Source organism: Xanthomonas sp. NCPPB 1754, assembly GCF_041475725.2.
Taxonomy (GTDB): Bacteria; Pseudomonadota; Gammaproteobacteria; order Xanthomonadales; family Xanthomonadaceae; genus Xanthomonas; species Xanthomonas euvesicatoria.
The window spans coordinates 2,405,000-2,422,953 of the sequence record NZ_CM192982.1 but is presented as its reverse complement, the minus strand read 5'-3'; the positions used below and the strand labels follow the sequence as shown (position 1 = coordinate 2,422,953).

The window sequence follows — 17,954 nt, the reverse complement described above, 5'->3', positions numbered from 1 at the left end:
GCAGGGCATCGACACCTGAGTGAGCGCGAAGTCTTCATGGCATGACAGTGCACGCAATCGACATCGCGCCCCATTGGAAGCAGCAATCAGCATCGCCGACTGCAGCGACGATACCGGAGCTGCAACACCGGGATCGTCACTGCGCGGCTGGTCCTGCCTACTGGGGCGCAGCGGCCGCGGCGTCTGGTGTGACGCGCCAGACGATGTTGGCCAGATCATCGGCAACGATCAATGCACCACGCGGGTCGACCGTGACACCCACCGGCCGGCCGCGGGTCTTGCCATCTTCGCCATGGAAGCCGGACACGAAGTCGATTGGGTCGCCTGCCGGGCGACCGTCGCGGAACGGCACGAACACGACCTTGTAGCCAACCGGCGGATTTCGGTTCCAGCTACCGTGCTCGCCGACGAAGACGCCATCGGCGAACTTGGCGCCCATTGCGCTGGAAGAAAACGCAACGCCAAGTGCGGCGACATGCGAACCCAGGGCATAGTCCGGCACGATCGCCGATGCCACCTTCTGCGGATCTTGCGGCATGACGCGCGCGTCTACGTTCTTGCCCCAATAGCTGTAGGGCCAACCGTAGAAACCGCCTTCGCGTACCGAGGTGAGGTAGTCCGGCACCAGGTTGGGGCCGATTTCATCGCGCTCGTTGACCACTGCCCACAACGCACCGCTACCCGGCTGGATGGCCAGCGCCGTGGGATTGCGGATACCGGTCGCGTACGGCTTGTGCGCGCCGGTTGCGGCATCCACCTGCCAGATCTGCGCGCGGTCGAGCTCGACGGCCATGCCACGTTCGGTGATGTTGCTGTTGGAGCCGATGGCCACATACAGATAGCGGCCATCCGCGCTGGCTGTGAGCGCCTTGGTCCAATGATGATTGATGGCCGACGGCAGGTCGGTCACCTTGGTGGGCGCCCCGCTCGCCTGGGTCTGGCCCTGCCGATACTCGAAGCGTACCAACGCATCCTGGTTCGCTACGTACAGCGCCTCGCCAATCAGCGCCAGCCCGTAGGGCGCGTTGAGTTTGTCGGCAAACACCGTTTTCAGTTCGTAGGTGCCATCGCCATCAGCATCGCGCAACAAGGTCAGGCGATTGCCGCTCTTGGCCTTGGAGGTGCCCTTGGCCTTGATCGCGCCGGCAATGACATCCTTTGGCTTGAGGTTTGGCGCGCTGCCACCACGGCCTTCTGCCACCAGGATGTCGCCATTGGGCAGCACCAGTGTCTGGCGCGGAATGCCAAGATCCTTGGCGATCGCGGTGATGCGATAGCCTGCCGGCACGGTGGGCTTGCGCTCGTTCCAGGCGGTTGGCTCGGCAATCTTCATGTCGGGCAGCAAGCCGCGATCCGGCTCCGGCAGTTCCGGGGTTGCGCCGCGCTGACTGACCTCCGGCGCCTTGCCGCATGCGGCCAGCGCTGCAGCAAGAATGGAGACGGTGATGAGACTGGTGGTCTGACGCTTCATCGTGCACCTCCTACGCGCAGACCGGACAATCCTGCCCAGGTCGCAACCAATGCGAACAACGTCGCAATCGCGGACAGCGCCAGGGCTGCCGGCATGACGGCCCATGCGTCGCGGGCATGATGCAAGGCATCGAAAAAGCCCACGATCCACGTAGCAATGAGCGCAATGATGTAGATCAGGTTACGGCTTCCGCGCACCAGCGCGACGATGGCGCACACCAGCGCAATCGTGGTCAACACCATCGCGCCTACCAGCAGCCAGGATGCGAAGTTGCTCCACTGGATCTGGTAGCTGCTCCAGTAGGCGTAATCGCTGAGCAAGGCGCCGAGAAACAGCGGCCACACACCGCCGAGCACGGCTGCGTGGAACGGGTGGACGGCCCATGGACGGGCCGGAACGGTCGTTGAATTCATAGCGGACTCATTGGGGCAATGGCGAAACGTGCCCCCGATGCTGACAGCTTGCATGTGATGAGCAGCGTGATATTGGCGCAATTCGTGCCCGTGCAGATAACCGAAGCTGGCGCTGCCTGGTGCCTTTCGAACGCACGCAGGCTGCATCTATTGTCGCGTTCGATCCCTGGGCAGCCTGCTGCCGGGCTGCCTGGGAGGTGCCACCGCATCCATAGCGCCCACGCCCTGACCCCACACGATGCCGGGCCACGTGCAGCGCAGATCGTCACTTACGGCTCCCGCTCATCCGCTCCGTCGACCGTTCGATGCCTGTCTCGACCGCACGTCATGCATCGCTGGGCGCTGCACGGCTCCGCTTCCAAGCTGCGCTCCATCCACTGAAGGAGCAGGTGTATGAAGACAATTGCGATGATGCTGCTGGCTACCGCGCTGAGCATGGCCGGCACGACCCGCGCGACGGGAACCACACCGCCGGCGTCAGCCACGGCCGAATTGGCGCGCGAGGCCGCTGCGTTTTTCAAGGACAGCCAGCCGGGCGGCGTGGTGCTGGTGACGCGTGGCGATCAGGTGCTGCTGCGCCGGGCCTACGGCATGGCGGACATCGAAAATGGCGTGGCCATGCAACCGGACGCGGCAATGCGGCTGGCTTCGGTCAGCAAGCAGTTCACCGCCATGGCGGTACTGCAACTGGTGCAGGCGGGCAAGCTGCAACTGGATACCTGCCTGGAGTCAGTGGACCCGGCGCTGAGCGGCCCGCTCGCCAAGGTCACTGTGCAGCAACTGCTCACGCATACCTCCGGCATCAAGAATGTCAGCAGCATCGCTGCCTCGCGCGCCGCGCGACGGGAAGACACCGATGCGCGGAGCCTGATGAACTATTTCAAGGACCTGCCGCTGGAGTTTGCTGCGGGCACGCGCTTTCGCTACAGCAACTCCAACTACATCGTGCTGACCTATCTGATCGAACGTATCACTGCTCAGCCCTACCCGGTCTATATGCAGCAGTCGCTGTTCCAGCCGCTGGGCATGCTGCATACCCGCTACGATGACCATCTCACCGTGATCGCCAAACGCGCGCATGGCTATCGCCGCGCGCAGGGCCAGTTGCAGAACGCCGACTTCATCAGCATGTCGCAGCCGCAAGGCGCGGGCGGTCTGATCAGCACGGTGGACGATCTGGCGATCTGGCACCGCGCATTGCGCGACGGCTTGCCGGTGTCGGCATCGCTGCTGGCGCAGGCGATGCGCACGACCACGTTGGCCGATGGCAGCGCCTCGCCCTACGGCTTCGGCTGGATCATCGGCCAGGTAAACGGCATGGCCGACGTGGAGCATGGCGGCTTCATCAACGGCTTCAACAGCTATGTGGTGCGGGTGACGCAGCCGGACGTCTTCGTGACCGTGTTGACCAATGCCGAGTTCCTGGATCCGACCAACCTGAGCGTGCGTTTGGCCGCCATCGCCGCCGGGCATGCCTATGCGGCGACGGTCGCGCTGCGCAGCCAGGACCGCGCATGGCTGGGCCGTTATCGCTTTGCTGCAGATGATGTACGCGTGCTTGCGGAAGTGGACGGCGCGCTGCAACTGCAGCGCGAGGGAGAAGACCCGGTTGCCGTGCTGCCGCATGCCGACGGCCGTTACTACCTGGACGAGAGCCTGGATGCGTTGAGCTTCAACAAAGACGGCAATGGCAACGCAGTCATGACCATGCACGACCGCTTGATGGGTGACAGCAGCGGCACTCGCGAACCGACCGGGGACAACTGACAAGCGGCTGCGCGGCTGCCCTCCGGCGGAATCGGTGCACAGAGTGGGCATATGCCACACGCATGCCCCGTGGCTCGCGTGCGCCATCGGCACTGATCTGGCAAATTGCCCCCACGTTGCCAGCCACCCAGAAACCGCCGAAAGCTAAAGGCTAAGCAGCTCTCTGAAGCGTGCGCTCTGGCGGCGGGACACTTCCACTTCCAGCCCACCGCGCAGGGTCAGCATCAGGCCGCCGTTGCTCCACGGTGCAACCTGCTCCACGAAGTCCAGATTGACGATGTACTTGCGGCTGGCGCGAAAGAATTTGTCCGGCGCCAGCTGCGTTTCAATCGCCCCGAGCGGCCGATACAGCAGTGGCGCGTGGTTCTGGAAGTACACCCGGCTGTAGTTGCCGACCGCCTCGATCAACCGCACATCGCGCGGCTTGACCAGGAAGCAGCGCTCGCCGTCCTTGATGAAGATGGCGCTGTCCATCGCACGCCGCACCGGCGGGGCGGCAACCGCGTCGCCTAGTTTCTCGATTGCCTGGGCAAGCCGCTGCGGTTCGATTGGCTTGAGCAGGTAGTCCACCGTGTTGTAGCCGAACGCCTTGAGCGCATGCGCGTCGAAGGCGGTGGTGAAGATGATGCGCGGAACCCGACTCAGGCGCTCCAGCACATCGAACGCGTTGCCGCCGGCAAGGTCGATATCCAGAAAGACCACGTCCGGCGTAGCCGATTCGATCAACTGCACCGCACTGTCCACATCATCGGCATGGCCCAGCACACGCAGCTGCGGGTAACCCTTGAGCTGATGCTCCAGTTCGAAGCGGGCCAGCTCCGAATCTTCCACGATCACCGCTTCAATCACGCGCCCTCTCCAATCCATACATGTGCCACCACACACGTGCCTTCTTCATGTAATTGCAGGCCGGCATGTGATCCGAACGAGAGTTGCAGGCGTTGCCGCAGGTTCGCCAGTCCCGTGCCGCCGCTGCCGCCGGCTTGCAATTGCCCGCTGTTACGCACATGGATATGCAGCGCATCATCCTGCACGGCAATGCCTACCTGCAGATCGCCGACGCTGCTGCTGAGCCCCAGACCGTGCTTGATCGCGTTTTCCACCAGCAGCTGCACGCAGAATCGTGGTACCCGTCGCAGCAATGCGGCTGCATCCACGTGTTCGGCATAGCGCAGGCGCTTGCCGAGTTGCATGCCGACCAAGCCCAGATAGTCGCGCACGACCGCCATTTCTTCGTCCACGGTCACCAGGGCTTCTTCGCCGCCGGTGAACTGGTAGCGCAGCGTGCTGGCGAAGCGGGTGATCTGTTCGCGTGCCAGCTCTGGATCGATGAGGATGAGCGCTCGAATATTGTTGAGCGTGTTGAAGGTGAAATGCGGGCTGATATGGCCGGGCAGACGTTGCAACTGTGCCTCCTTGAGCGCCAGCCGCAGATCGTTCTGGTGGCGAGTCGCTTCGGCTAGCCGCGTCTGTCTGCTGATCGACAGGTAGAGCAGGCTCCAGGCAATGTAGGCCGGCCATAGCAGGGCCGTGCCCGCGATCATCGGCTGCGCCTCGGACAGCGCCATCAACCCCGGCGAGAATCCGCGCAAGCCCAGCAGTACGCCGTGGACCGCCACATCCACACCCAGCGCCGCCAGCAGGCTGGCAACCAGCAACAGGCCCAGCCAACGCACTTCGCCGTAGCCATCGGCTTGCAGTGTTCGATAGAGCCGGCGCAGCAGCAGGCTACCCAGCAACCCGCCCACGCTGAAGCCAGCCACTGCGGCCAGCTGCAGCCCATCGGGCACCGCTTCCTCGCTAGGCCGAGCCACGTAGGCAATCGCCAGGAACAGCGACCAGCCCAATGCCTGCATCAGCCAGAACATGCGCCCTACTCCGCGCATGCCGGGTCTTTCCTTGCCTCTGTCACGCAGCCTCATCTCCGTCCGGCATGCCAGCGACGCGTTGCCACCGATGCCCGGGCAGAGAATAGGGCCGAGTGAAGGCGATTGCACGATGTGGATGACCGCCGATGCTTTCTCGCTGCATCGCTGATCGCACCGGGCGACAACGCAGTGGCCGTGTGCTGGCGTCTGCGCGCTAGCCCTGTGCGTTGCCGGGCGGGGTCGAGCGCGGGCGCGTTTGCTTCTTCAGCAGTTCGCCGATGTATTGCCGGGCCAGTTTGCTGCCGATGTCCACTGCAGCCTGCAGCGAACCGAAGGTGGGAGAGCCCGTCAACGGAACCGACTGCCCGCCTACCTGCAAGGTGTCCAGTACCACGCGCTGGCGCTCTAGCTGACGGGCCACCACGGCATAGGCAATGCCATGCAGCGTGCCTTCCATCGTCAGCAGATCCTCGGGCGATGTGGTGCTCATCCCCAGCGAGCATAGCGACGATCGGTCAGCGCGGCAGCAGCACACCTTGAACCGTTTACGCGATCGCAGTCTGCGCTGCAGCGAGCATCGCCAAACCTGTCGCCGGCACAGGTGGCGTTGCGCGGCGATCTGCCTTGTGTGATGTGGAACCGCGATGGGGCGTGGCAGAACCTGGCCGCCAGCGTGCGCCGAACGGCGACACCGGACGCAGCCGCGCAGCGGCAGGCGATGCGCTTCCCGCCCATGACGGTAAGCGTCATCGCTGGCGTTTGACCCGGCCTGCCGTCGGGGAATGCAGCTGCGCGTGTCGGAATTTAAATCCACACACAGGAAAAAAACACGCGCCATTCAGCTGCGCCCCCGTCTGAAAGATCAACGACCTGAGGCTGCGAGATTTATTCGAAATTGCTGCCCGGTGTTTAAGCAAGGTGGCGAACTGGTGAATTTGACCCACCTGAAGTGCTGGATTACGCACAATGGGGGTTTGCGCCTGACCTTGCTTATTATATTCCCGTAAATATATTCGACGAATCGGCAAGAGGGAATGAGCAAATTAGTATAATTTTGCCGTATCAGTCCGGCCACGAACGTCCTGTGCTAGAGCCCGTTAGATCCGCTAACTCGCGCTTGAATTCGCTACCCAGCGTAGTGATTTCACCGACAAGGCGGATGCGATTCCCTGATTCACGAAGACCGCAGTCGCATTTAGGATTGTCGCCCCGCGAGATTTGTGACGCATTATTGTTGAGTACGCTCCGACAATAATCTGCAGGCTCACCTGCTAATGCGCCTCTAATTCGTTCTGGCTATGGATTAAATCGGCAGATCCTATTTGGGCGATTTCTCTCTGAATAGCAACTGTCCATTCAGATTTCAGAGATCTCAGATAGCGCCGTTAAACAATCTCGCAAGCACTGAGTAATACCAAACGTATTTTTCAGATGCTCCGCGGGCGCACTCGTGGGGAAAAAGCGCAGCGGTCGAGAAATGAATAACGCGTGAAATTAATGCCTTCGCTGGCGATCGCCGGCGCGGGGTCCTTCTGCGCCAAATTGAATCACCAGCAGCAGCGGCGCACTCAATAACTGGAACCGACCAACCAATGAATCGCTCGCTACTGGCAACCACCATCGCCTCCTGCCTCGTCCTGACCGCCTGTGGCGGCGGTGGTGGTGGAGGCAACGTGCGTAGCGACGCACCGCAGACCACGGTGATCGCGCCGACCCCGCCGACCCCGCCGCCGGCAGCGGACCCGCTGCCCAAGACCACGCCCGCGCCGACGCCGGCCCCGCCACGCTATCAGGGCGTGGGCAGCAATCTGCTGGTGCCGACCAACGCGGATCTGGCGCAGCAGGCGGGCGCGCGGGGCCAGGGCGTGAAGCTGGCCGTGCTGGACGACAACCTGGTGCCCAGCTACGCACCGATCAGCGGCAAGGTCGACAGCTTCAACGATTACACTGCCAGCCCAGGCACGCCCGAGTCGTCGGCCAATGCCTTGCGCGGTCATGGCACGATTGTGTCTGCGCTGGTGCTGGGCTCCGCGCAGGACGGCTTCGCCGGTGGTGTCGCGTCGGATGCAGACCTGTTCTATGCGCGCATCTGCGCCGAAAATTCCTGCGGCACGCAGCAGACCCGTCGTGCGGCGGTGGACCTGGCCGCGGCTGGCGTGCGGATCGCCAATCTCTCCATCGGTGCCTCCTACCCCGATGCCGCCTCCAGTGCCAACGCTGCGCTGGCCTGGAAATACGCACTGACCCCGTTGGTGCAGGCCGATGCGCTGATCGTGGCATCCACCGGCAATGAAGGCGCGGCAGAAGCTTCCTACCCGGCGGCAACGCCGGTGCAGGAAGCCAGCGTGCGCAACAACTGGCTGGCCGTCGGTGCGATCAACATCGATAGCGCCGGCAATGCCGCCGGCCTGACCAGCTATTCCAATCACTGCGGCGCCGCCGCGCAGTGGTGCCTGGTCGCGCCGGGCAGCTACACCGCCCCGGCCCTGGCCGGCACCGAATTGCAGGGCCAGATTGCCGGCACCTCGTTCTCCACCGCCGCCGTCAGCGGTGTCGCCGCGCAGGTGCTGGGCGTGTATCCGTGGATGAGCGCTTCCAACCTGCAGCAAACCCTGCTGACCACCGCCACCGACCTGGGCGACCCGGGCGTGGACGCGCTGTACGGCTGGGGCCTGGTCAATGCGGCCAAGGCGATCAAGGGCCCGGGCCAGTTCGCAAGCAACTGGGCGGCCAATGTGACCGCTGGCTACGACAGCACCTTCAGCAACGACATCTCCGGCGCGGGCAGCCTGACCAAGAACGGGGCCGGCAAGCTCACCCTGAGCGGCAATAACAGCTATACCGGCGGCACCAGCATTAGCGACGGCGTGCTCACACTGTCCGGCAGCCTGCGTTCGGATGTGATCGTGTTGAACTCGGCCACGTTCGAATCGCGCGGCGGTGTGATCAACGGCAACTACAGCCTGGTCAACAACACCGGCACCACCGCGCTCGAGTTGGGCAGGGGCCTCACCGTCACCGGCCGGGCCAGCTTGAAGGGCAATCTGCTGTTGCTACCGGAAGCGGCCGGTTACACCGTCGGCAGCACCGAGAAGATCGTCAAGGCCGGCGTCCTGCAAGGCACGTTCGACCGCGTGCAGTACGCCAACAATTTCTTCTGGACCGCGGCACTGTCCTACGACCCGACCACCGTCACCGCAACCCTGACCCGCAATGCCTCCGCGGCCAGCGCACAGGCGGCCGGTGCACCGCAGTCGGTGGTCAACGGTGCCAACCAGGCCGACGCGCTGGTCAAGGTGCTCGATACCCGGGTCGCCTCGGGCGACACCGACAACCTGGGTGGCCTGATCAGCGCCACCGGTTCGCTGATTGCAGCATCCGATGCGCAGGTTGCCGCGTCGCTGCCGACCCTGACCGGCCAGGTACACGGCATCGAGCGCACGCTGGGCTTCCAGTCCGCGCTCAACGACGCACGTGTGGCCGCCGACCGCCTGCCCTACCTGGCCGACACCACCACGTTGACCACCTGGATGCAGGGCAGCTACCTGGACGGCAATCTGGGCCGTAGCGGTTTCGCTTCGGCCGATTACACCCAGCAGGCCACCACCTTCGGCGTGGATCTGCCGATGGGCAGCGGCGGCACCATCGTCGGTGCGGCCGTGACCTCCGGTCAGGACCGTGCGCACATCGCCGCGTCTTCGAGCCGTCTGCGCTCGGACCGGTATGCGATGACCGCGTACCTGTACCAGCCGATCGGCCAGGCGTATCTGTCGGCGATCGGTTCGTACGGCATGAGCAACGTCCAGACCGAACGCAACGTGCAGGCCGGCAGCATCGGCGAGCGCTTGCAGGACCGTCGCCACGACACCAACTGGTCGGCGCGCGCGGAAATCGGCCTGATGCCGCATGCCGGGTTGTCGCCGTTCGTGGCCGCCGGTGTGGTGAGCCAGACCCAGGATGCCTTCAGCGAAGCCTCGGTGACGGGCCTGGGCCTGAGCGCGAACAGCGACACCCTGCGCGCAGGGTACGGCGAGGTGGGTGTGCGTGGCCATCTGGCGCGCGGCAACTGGGGCTTCGATGGTCTGGTGGCGTATCGCTCGCTGCTGGGCAACCCGAATGCCGACTTCTCTGCGTGGTTCACCGGCCTGCCGGAAGCGCGTTTCACTGTCGCCGGCGAGCCGGTGTCCAAGCAGTCGCTGCGCGCCTCGGTTGGCCTGCGTTACCAGCTCAACGATGCGTTCTCCATCTACGGCAACGTGGGTGCCGAGCGCGCTCGTTCGGACACCAACAGCATCAACGCCAACATCGGTCTGCGCTGGCAGTTCTGATCGCAGCCGATGCAGAAGTGCTGCAGGCGATGCACGTGACGATGTCACGCACACTGCTGCGTGACAGTTAAAAGAAGGCCCCGGCATGTCCGGGGCCTTTTCGTTGACGGCCGCGTGCCAATGGCGGAACTGCCAAGCGCTTGGCTGACACGGCATCTTGCGTACCGGCCCCGCGCAGACGATACGAAAGTATATCGATGCGATGTCCATGGACTGGCGAAAACGCCCGAAAACCCCTGGTTTCGCGCGCTGACGGCTGGCACCATGCACGCCATCGACGCGGCTGCAGCACGCGTTGCAACTGCGCCGGCCCGGATGGCTGGCGCGCAACCTCACACCTGTGGCGATGCGCCATGGGTGCCAGGCGATGCCGATGTACGCCGCTGCCGGCAGCGCGCGTAGATCCATCGCCGATGCAACCGCGGCCTGCGTTCGCGCATCGCCGACCGCGGGTGCAACGCCTTCCCTCTCCCCGTACGAGTCATCGCATGTCGTCCCCCTTCCTGCGTTCTACGCTGGCAGCTGCCTGTGTGTGCAGCTTGCTGGCCGGCTGCGGAGCCACGCCGCCGCCGGCTGCTCCCTCGCCGCTGCTGATCCACACCAACACGCAGGTGATGGTGCCGGCGCACTCGCCCCTGCGTGCCAGCCTGCGCGTGCAGGCGGTGCGCAGCCAACCCATCGCCCCGCTGCTGCAGATGCCGGCGGTGATCGACGTGCTGCCCGAGCGCCTGGTGCGCGTCGTGCCGCCGTTGGCCGGGCGCGTGGTCGCACTGCCCAAGACCCTGGGCGACACCGTGCATGCGGGCGATGTGCTGTGCGTGCTGGATTCTGCCGAACTCGCCAGTGCCTACAGCGATGCCGGCAAGGCGCGCGCCACGCTGGAACAGGCGCGCCTGGAACTGGCCCGGCAGAAGGCGCTGGCAGCGGACAGCATTTCCGCTGCACGCGATCTGCAGGCGGCGCAGCAGGCCTTCGACAGCGCGCAGAACGATACACGGGCGGCCAGCGATCGCCTGGCCCAGCTGGGTGTGGCTGCGCAGGCGAGCTCGCACCGGCGCTATGTCGTGCGTGCGCCCATTGCCGGCCGCGTGGCGGAGCTGAGCGCTGCGCTGGGCGGCTTCTGGAACGACACGTCGGCGTCACTGATGACGGTGGCCGATATCTCGCAGGTGTGGCTCACCGCCAGCGTGCCGGAACACGAGATTGGCCAGGTCTTCGAAGGTCAGCCGGTCACTGCCAGCCTGGATGCCTATCCTGGCCAACGCTTCGTCGGCCACGTGCAACACCTGGACGATTTGCTCGACCCCGCCACCCGCACGTTGAAAGTCAGGGTGGCCTTGAATAACCGCGACGGCCTGCTCAAGCCGGGCATGTTTGCGCGCGCCCACTTCCAGTCGCGCCCGCAGCAGGCATTGGTGGTGCCCGATAGCGCGCTCTTGCAGATGGGACTGTACACGCGGGTGTTTGTCGAAACCGCGCCGTTCGCTTATCGCTCGCGCATCGTGGCCACCGGCCGCGCAATGGAGGGCTATACCGAAATCCTGTCCGGCTTGAAGGCCGGCGAGCGTGTGGTGATCAAGGACGGAGCCTTGCTCAATGATTGAGGCGATCATCACCACCTGCTTCCAGCGTCGCGGCATCGTCTGGCTGGTCTTCGTACTCATTGCGTTATACGGCACATGGAGCTGGACGCAGCTGCCGGTGGAGGCTTACCCGGACATCGCCGATGTCACCTCGCAGGTGGTCACGCAGGTCCCGGGCCTGGGTGCAGAAGAAGTGGAACAGCAGATCACCGTGCCGCTGGAACGTGCGTTGATGGGCACGCCCGGCCTGCATGTGTTGCGCTCGCGCAGCCTGTTCGCCCTTTCCTTGATCACGCTGGTCTTCGACGATGGGACGGAAGGCTACTTCGCGCGCCAGCGTGTGCTGGAACGCATCCAGGCGGTCACCCTGCCCTATGGCGCGATTCCCGGGCTCGACCCATACACCTCGCCCACCGGCGAGATTTATCGCTATACGCTGGAATCGAAAACACGCAGCCTGCGCGAGCTGTCGGACCTGCAATTCTGGACGGTGATTCCACGCCTGCAGAAAGTGCCAGGCGTGGCCGATGTGACCAATTTCGGCGGCCTTACCACGCAGTTTTCGCTGGCGCTGGAGCCGGACCGCCTGACCCGGTACGGGGTGTCGTTGCAGCAGGTCAAGAGCGCCATCACCAGCAACAACGCCGATGGCGGCGGCAGCGTGATGGATCGTGGCGAACAAAGTTACGTGATCCGCGGCATCGGCCTGCTGCATTCGTTGCAGGACATCGGCAATGTGGTGGTGAGCAGCAGCAATGGCGTACCGGTCCTGGTCAAGGACCTGGGCCAGGTGCGCTACGACAATGTCGAGCGACGCGGCATTCTGGGCAAGGACGGCAACCCGGACACGATCGAAGGCATCGCGTTGCTGCTCAAGGACAGCAACCCGTCGGTGGCCTTGCAAGGCATCCACAGTGCCGTGGAGGAGCTCAACAACGGCGTGCTGCCCAGGGACGTCAAGGTGGTGCCGTACCTGGATCGGACCGCGTTGATCGACGCCACGCTGCATACGGTGAGCGCCACGCTGACCGAAGGCATGCTGCTGGTGTGCGTGGTGCTGTTGATCTTCCTGGGTAGCCCGCGTGCGGCGGCGATCGTGTCGCTGACCATCCCGCTGTCGTTGCTGATCGCCTTCATCTTCATGCACCACCTCAAGATTCCGGCCAATCTGCTGTCGTTGGGCGCGATCGACTTCGGCATCCTGGTCGATGGCGCGGTGGTGCTGGTGGAAAACGTCTTGCGCCTGCGCGAAGAAAACAGCCAGCGTGCATTGACGGCGCGCGATGCGATCGACGCCACCCTGCAGGTGGCGCGGCCGATCTTTTTCGGCATGGCCGTGATCGGCTGTGCGTACCTGCCGCTGCTGGCGTTCGAACGCATCGAATACAAGCTGTTTTCGCCGATGGCCTACGCGGTGGGCGCGGCCTTGATCGGTGCGCTGCTGGTGGCGCTGACATTGGTTCCTGGCCTGGCGTGGCTGGCGTTTCGCAAGCCGCGCAAGATGATGCACAACCGCGTGCTGGAAACACTGGGGCAGCGCTACCGCGCATTGCTGGAACGCAGCGTGGGCCGACGCGGCTGGCTGCTGGCTTGCGCGGCGCTGGCCCTGTGCGTGCTGGCGGTGTTGGGGGGCAGCATCGGCCGCGACTTCCTGCCGTATATCGACGAAGGATCGCTGTGGCTGCAGGTGCAGATGCCGCCAGGCATCACTCTGGACAAGGCCGCCACCATGGCCAATGCCTTGCGCAAGGCCACGCTGGAATTTCCCGAGGTTTCGTACGTGGTGACCCAGACCGGGCGCAACGACGATGGCACCGACTACTGGACGCCTTCGCATATCGAAGCGAGCGTTGGCCTGCGTCCCTACAAAGACTGGCCGGCCGGCATGGACAAGCAGGCATTGATCGCTGCGCTCGGCGCACGTTATGCACGGATGCCCGGTTACACGGTGAGCATGATGCAGCCGATGATCGACGGCGTGCAGGACAAGCTCTCCGGCGCGCACAGCGATCTGACCGTGAAGGTGTTCGGCGACGATCTGCAGCAGGTTCGCGGCGTTGCCGACCAGGTGGCTGCAACCTTGCACAAGGTGCCGGGCGCTGCGGACATCGCCGTGGATGTAGAGCCGCCCCTGCCCAACCTGCAGGTACGTTTCGACCGCGCGGCGGCAGCACGCTATGGCATCAATGCGGCCGATGTGTCGGATCTGATTTCCACCGGCATCGGCGGCAACCCGATCGGGCAGATGTACATCGGCGAGAAGAGCTACGACCTCACCGTGCGCTTTCCGCAACGGTATCGCAACGATCCGCAGGCCATCGGCGCGTTGCGCCTGCGCACCGCTGCCGGCGCCGAGATACCGCTCTCGGCGGTGGCCAGCATCACCACCACCAGTGGCCAGAGCGTGATCGTGCGCGAGATGGGCCGGCGCAACATCATCGTGCGGCTCAACGTGCGCGGCCGCGACCTGTCCAGTTTCCTGAGCGATGCGCAGGCCACGCTCGCGCGGCAAGTGCACCTCGACCCGCAGCACATGCAGCTGGTGTGGGGTGGCCAGTTCGAGAACCTGCAGCGTGCCCAGGCGCGCTTGCTGGTGGTGCTGCCAACCACGTTGTGCATCATGTTCGTGTTGCTGTTTGGCGCATTCGGCAACCTGCGCCAGCCGACATTGGTGCTTGCCGCCGTGCCGCTGGCCATGATCGGCGGGTTGGCTGCATTGCACCTGCGCGGGATGACGCTCAATGTCTCCAGCGCGGTAGGTTTCATCGCCCTGTTCGGGGTGGCGGTCCTGAACGCGGTGCTGATGCTCGCGCAAATCAACCGGCTGCGCCAGGACGTGGGCATGTCCTTGCGCGAGGCGGTGGTGGCCGGTGCGGTGAGCCGCATGCGGCCGGTACTGATGACCGCGACGGTGGCAGCGCTTGGCCTGGCACCGGCAATGCTCGCCACTGGCCTGGGCAGCGATGTGCAGCGCCCGTTGGCCACCGTGGTGGTTGGCGGCTTGGTCACCGCCACGGTGCTCACCTTGGTGTTGTTGCCATCGCTTTACTACCTGATGGAAGCCTTCGTCGCAACGCGCCAGGGCCGCCCGGAGACGACCGCATGACCGACGTTCGCAACGCATTGCTCGCCAGTGCCGTGGCGGTATCGCTCGCCGCCTGCGCAGTGGGACCGGACTTTCAGCGCCCCGCTCCACCTGATGCCGATCGCTATACCGCCAATGCGTTACCGGCAACGACCGTGGCCGCCGACGCAGCACATGGTGGTGCGCAGCAGTTCGAGCCCGGGCAGGACGTGCCGGCCGCCTGGTGGCGCGCCTTCGGCTCGCCGCAACTCAATGCTGTGGTGGAGCGGGCCTTACGTGCCAATCCGGACCTGCAGGCCGCCGACGCAGCGCTCCGGCAGGCGCAGCAGACGCTGGCTGCACAACGCGGTGCCTGGCTACCGCAAGCGGATCTGCATGTGGATGCCAGCCGGCAACGCGATTCGGTGGTGCCGGCGCCAGATGCCGGCATCGACACACCGTATGCGCTACGCACCGCCCAACTCAGCGTCAGCTACACGCTGGACGTCTTTGGCGGTACGCGGCGGCAAGTGGAAGCGGCCGGTGCGCAAGCACAGGCCCAGCGCGATCAGCGCGATGCGGCGTACCTGAGCCTCACCGCCAACGTCGTGAACGCGGCCATTGGCGAGGCGGCCGTGCGCGCGCAACTGGAGGCTGCGCGCGCGCAGGTCGCCATCGCCGAGCAGCTCTGCACGATCACCGAACGCCAGCAGGCGCTTGGCGCGCTCGGTGCAGCGCAGGTGCTGGCCCAACGCACTGCGCTGGCACAGGCACAGGCCGCGGTGCCGGGGCTGGAAAAACAGCTGGAACAGCAACGGACCCTGCTCGCGATTCTGGGCGGGCAGTTGCCTGGCGACGCTGCGGGTGCGCCGTTTACGCTGGACACGCTGCAATTACCGGCGCAATTGCCGTTATCGCTGCCCTCGCGGTTGGTCGATCGCCGCCCGGACATCCGCGCCGCCGAAGCGCAGGCGCAGGCTGCCAGCGCATTGATCGGCGTGGCGGCCGCTGCGCGCTTGCCATCCATTACCTTGAGTGCGGCCGGCGGCGGCTCTGCTTCCAGTGTCGGGCGCATGTTCGCGGCCGGCAATACACAATGGTCGGTGGCCGGCAGCCTGCTGCAACCGCTGTTCCATGGCGGCGCGCTTGCGCATCAGCAACGGGCGGCCGAAGCTGGCTACGCGCAGGCCATGGCGCAATACCGCAGCGTGGTGCTGAACGCATTTGGCGAGGTTTCCAACGCGCTCACCGCGCTGCAGAGCGACGCGCAGAACCTGCGCGCCTGTGCCGATGCGCAGGCCCTTGCGGAGCGCACGCTGGCGCTGGTGCAACGTCAACAGGCGGTCGGTGCGGTGGGCATGGCGGATCTGCTGCAGGCGCAGCAGGCCTACCAAAGCACGCAGGCCGCCACGGTCCAGGCACAAGCCGCCCGCTACACCGACACCGTGGCGCTGTATCAGGCCCTGGGTGGCGGGCCGTGGTGGTCGCCAGCGGCCCAGACGCCCAAGCCCGCGGCTCCATGAATCACGCACCGCAGCCAGCGCCGGTTGTGTAACGGCGGCGCTGCCAGCTGAGACAATCGCCGCCATGCGCATGACCTCTCTCTTCCGCTCGCCACCCACGCGTACCGACCTGCTCGGCATGGTCGGGCTGGTGGCGGGCATGGCGGCGATCTTCGTGGCCGATACCTTCACCGACTATGCGGTGGCTGCAGCCTTGTTCTATACGTTGGTGGTGCTGCTGTCGGTACGCCTGCTGACGCGCACGGGCGTGGTGCTGTTGGCGGCCACCTGCCTGGCGCTGATCGTGCTCAGCTTCCATCTCACCCCGGCCGGCAGCTACCGCGTGGGCGTGATCAACTCCTGCATCAGTGCGGTGGTGGTGGCGGTCACCACCTATCTGGCGGTGCAGATGGAAGCGGCCAAGGCGAGCGCACATGCCGCACAGGCACGGCTGTTGCGGCTCACCCGCAGCGGCAGCATGGGCGGGCTGGCCGCATCGATCGCCCACGAAGTCAATCAACCCTTGGCCGCCATCGTGACCAGTGGCAATGCCTGCCAGCGCTGGCTGGCGCAGCAACCGCCCAACCTGGCCAAGGCCGATGCCGCACTGGAACGCATGCTCGCCGACGCCGGCCGCGCCAGCGCCATCATCGCGCGCATGCGTGCATTGGCGCGTGGCGAAGCCAGCCAACGCCAGCCGCTGGATTTGAACCGCACCGTGCTCGACATGATTGCCCTCACCCGTGGCGAAACCGAGCGCCATGGCATCGCGCTGTCGCTGGAGCTGGACCCTGCCCTGCCCGCGGTGCTGGCCGATGGCGTACAGATCCAGCAGGTCATCGGCAATCTGTTGCTCAACGCCGTGGAGGCACTGGCGACCTTGCCGGACGAGGCGCGCAGCATCCATGTACGCTCGCACACCGATGGTGGGTGGGCATGCCTGTGCATCGACGACACCGGCCCAGGCTTGTCCGATGACGCACTGGCGCATGTATTCGAAGCATTCTGGAGCACCAAGGACGATGGCATGGGCATTGGCTTGAGCATCAGCCGCACCATCATGGAAGCCAACGGCGGGCAGATCTGGGCCGAGCCGGCCGGTGTACGCGGCGCGCGCTTCGGCCTGCGTCTGCCCCTGGTCGCGACGGAGCGCAGGCCATGAGCGAGCCGGCCCCGGTGGTGTATCTCATCGACGACGATGCCTCGATGCGCGCTGCACTGGAGGATCTGTTCGCCTCGGTCGGCTTGCAGGTCTACGCGTTCGGTTCCACCGATCAATTCCTCGCGCACCGGTTGCACGAGGCACCCGCCTGCCTGGTGCTGGACATTCGCATGCCGGGCCAGAGCGGGATGGAGTTCCATCGGCGCATGGTCGAATCCGGCGTTGCCCTGCCCACCATCTTCATTACCGGCCATGGCGATATCGCGATGAGCGTGGAGGCGATGAAGAACGGCGCGATCGAATTCCTGACCAAACCGTTCCGCGATCAGGCCCTGCTGGATGCCATTCAGGACGGCATCCGGCGTGACCGTGCGCGCCGCCAGAGCGAGGCGGTGGCCGCGCAATTGCGTGCACGTTGGGAGTCGCTGAGTAGCGGCGAGCAGGATGTCACGCGATTGGTGGTGCAAGGTCTGTTGAACAAGCAGATCGCCGCGCGCCTGCACCTGAGCGAGATCACCGTGAAAGTGCGGCGTGGCCAGGCCATGCGCAAGATGCAGGCTGGCTCGCTGGCCGAACTGGTGCGCCTGGCCGAACGCATCGGGCTGTGATGCGCGCTGTGTGACCGGTGCGCAGGCGTGCTGTGCTAGCTGCCCGCGCACGCGCCATCGGCGGGCATCCAGCCGCCATGACGGCCTGCGTGCTCCAGGATGACAGCGCCATGACGCAGCACCCACTCAGCGCTTTTTCGGCTCTGTCACCGCAACGCACCTGACGCTCCGGTGCGTATCTTGCGGCG

At 65.1% G+C, this 17,954-nt stretch carries 12 protein-coding genes; 7 read left to right on the top strand and 5 right to left on the bottom strand.

The features are described 5' to 3' along the window. Window positions 1–157: 157 nt before the first annotated feature. Entirely contained in the window at window positions 158–1,471 is a 1,314-nt protein-coding gene (locus tag ACCQ15_RS10575) for a PQQ-dependent sugar dehydrogenase (protein WP_218560602.1), read from the bottom strand. After that, window positions 1,468–1,884, bottom strand: coding sequence for a hypothetical protein (locus ACCQ15_RS10570; protein WP_011347345.1), 417 nt, complete (start codon window positions 1,882–1,884; stop codon window positions 1,468–1,470). Before ACCQ15_RS10570 ends, ACCQ15_RS10575 begins: the two co-directional genes overlap by 4 nt. Before the next feature lie 393 nt (window positions 1,885–2,277). Here ACCQ15_RS10570 and ACCQ15_RS10565 point away from each other — a divergent pair, with 393 nt between their 5' ends. After that, window positions 2,278–3,651, top strand: coding sequence for a serine hydrolase domain-containing protein (locus ACCQ15_RS10565; RefSeq protein WP_372381489.1), 1,374 nt, complete (start codon window positions 2,278–2,280; stop codon window positions 3,649–3,651). A 144-nt stretch (window positions 3,652–3,795) separates the two neighbouring features. Here ACCQ15_RS10565 and ACCQ15_RS10560 read toward each other — a convergent pair whose 3' ends face one another. The 3 genes from ACCQ15_RS10560 to ACCQ15_RS10550 form a co-directional block, all read right to left on the bottom strand. Then, window positions 3,796–4,500 carry a LytR/AlgR family response regulator transcription factor gene (locus tag ACCQ15_RS10560; RefSeq protein ID WP_372381488.1) on the bottom strand — a complete coding sequence of 235 codons (705 nt, stop codon included), beginning with the start codon at window positions 4,498–4,500 and terminating at the stop codon, window positions 3,796–3,798. After that, window positions 4,497–5,519: a sensor histidine kinase gene (locus ACCQ15_RS10555; protein ID WP_372381487.1), complete on the bottom strand. Its 1,023-nt coding sequence runs from the start codon at window positions 5,517–5,519 to the stop codon at window positions 4,497–4,499. Before ACCQ15_RS10555 ends, ACCQ15_RS10560 begins: the two co-directional genes overlap by 4 nt. A 214-nt stretch (window positions 5,520–5,733) precedes the next feature. Then, window positions 5,734–6,009, bottom strand: a complete 276-nt coding sequence (locus tag ACCQ15_RS10550) for a hypothetical protein (protein ID WP_008571932.1) — start codon at window positions 6,007–6,009, stop codon at window positions 5,734–5,736. A 1,102-nt stretch (window positions 6,010–7,111) separates the two neighbouring features. On the opposite strand from ACCQ15_RS10550, the gene ACCQ15_RS10545 reads away from it, so the two are divergent. The 6 genes from ACCQ15_RS10545 to ACCQ15_RS10520 all read left to right on the top strand — a co-directional run bounded on the left by ACCQ15_RS10545 (window position 7,112) and on the right by ACCQ15_RS10520 (window position 17,766). Then, window positions 7,112–9,847, top strand: coding sequence for a S8 family serine peptidase (locus ACCQ15_RS10545; RefSeq protein WP_372381486.1), 2,736 nt, complete (start codon window positions 7,112–7,114; stop codon window positions 9,845–9,847). A 488-nt stretch (window positions 9,848–10,335) separates the two neighbouring features. Beyond that, a complete protein-coding gene (locus tag ACCQ15_RS10540) occupies window positions 10,336–11,451 on the top strand; it encodes an efflux RND transporter periplasmic adaptor subunit (protein ID WP_372381485.1) in 1,116 nt (371 codons plus the stop codon). Beyond that, window positions 11,444–14,536, top strand: coding sequence for an efflux RND transporter permease subunit (locus ACCQ15_RS10535; RefSeq protein WP_372173541.1), 3,093 nt, complete (start codon window positions 11,444–11,446; stop codon window positions 14,534–14,536). Before ACCQ15_RS10540 ends, ACCQ15_RS10535 begins: the two co-directional genes overlap by 8 nt. Further along, window positions 14,533–16,017, top strand: a complete 1,485-nt coding sequence (locus tag ACCQ15_RS10530; protein WP_372381484.1) for an efflux transporter outer membrane subunit — start codon at window positions 14,533–14,535, stop codon at window positions 16,015–16,017. Before ACCQ15_RS10535 ends, ACCQ15_RS10530 begins: the two co-directional genes overlap by 4 nt. Window positions 16,018–16,135: 118 nt before the next feature. Then, on the top strand, window positions 16,136–17,158 hold the full coding sequence (locus ACCQ15_RS10525; RefSeq protein ID WP_029819413.1) for a sensor histidine kinase: 1,023 nt from the start codon (window positions 16,136–16,138) through the stop codon (window positions 17,156–17,158). After that, window positions 17,155–17,766, top strand: a complete 612-nt coding sequence (locus ACCQ15_RS10520; protein WP_008571961.1) for a response regulator transcription factor — start codon at window positions 17,155–17,157, stop codon at window positions 17,764–17,766. Before ACCQ15_RS10525 ends, ACCQ15_RS10520 begins: the two co-directional genes overlap by 4 nt. Window positions 17,767–17,954: the final 188 nt, after the last annotated feature.

What these genes read in the sequence shown, in the direction of transcription:
- ACCQ15_RS10555 (WP_372381487.1), bottom strand. Translation starts at nt 5,519, where the DNA reads ATGTTCTGGCTGATGCAGGCATTGGGCTGGTCGCTGTTCCTGGCGATT.
- ACCQ15_RS10545 (WP_372381486.1), top strand. Translation starts at nt 7,112, where the DNA reads ATGAATCGCTCGCTACTGGCAACCACCATCGCCTCCTGCCTCGTCCTG.
- ACCQ15_RS10570 (WP_011347345.1), bottom strand. Translation starts at nt 1,884, where the DNA reads ATGAATTCAACGACCGTTCCGGCCCGTCCATGGGCCGTCCACCCGTTC.
- ACCQ15_RS10535 (WP_372173541.1), top strand. Translation starts at nt 11,444, where the DNA reads ATGATTGAGGCGATCATCACCACCTGCTTCCAGCGTCGCGGCATCGTC.
- ACCQ15_RS10520 (WP_008571961.1), top strand. Translation starts at nt 17,155, where the DNA reads ATGAGCGAGCCGGCCCCGGTGGTGTATCTCATCGACGACGATGCCTCG.
- ACCQ15_RS10575 (WP_218560602.1), bottom strand. Translation starts at nt 1,471, where the DNA reads ATGAAGCGTCAGACCACCAGTCTCATCACCGTCTCCATTCTTGCTGCA.
- ACCQ15_RS10550 (WP_008571932.1), bottom strand. Translation starts at nt 6,009, where the DNA reads ATGAGCACCACATCGCCCGAGGATCTGCTGACGATGGAAGGCACGCTG.
- ACCQ15_RS10525 (WP_029819413.1), top strand. Translation starts at nt 16,136, where the DNA reads ATGGTCGGGCTGGTGGCGGGCATGGCGGCGATCTTCGTGGCCGATACC.
- ACCQ15_RS10530 (WP_372381484.1), top strand. Translation starts at nt 14,533, where the DNA reads ATGACCGACGTTCGCAACGCATTGCTCGCCAGTGCCGTGGCGGTATCG.
- ACCQ15_RS10565 (WP_372381489.1), top strand. Translation starts at nt 2,278, where the DNA reads ATGAAGACAATTGCGATGATGCTGCTGGCTACCGCGCTGAGCATGGCC.
- ACCQ15_RS10540 (WP_372381485.1), top strand. Translation starts at nt 10,336, where the DNA reads ATGTCGTCCCCCTTCCTGCGTTCTACGCTGGCAGCTGCCTGTGTGTGC.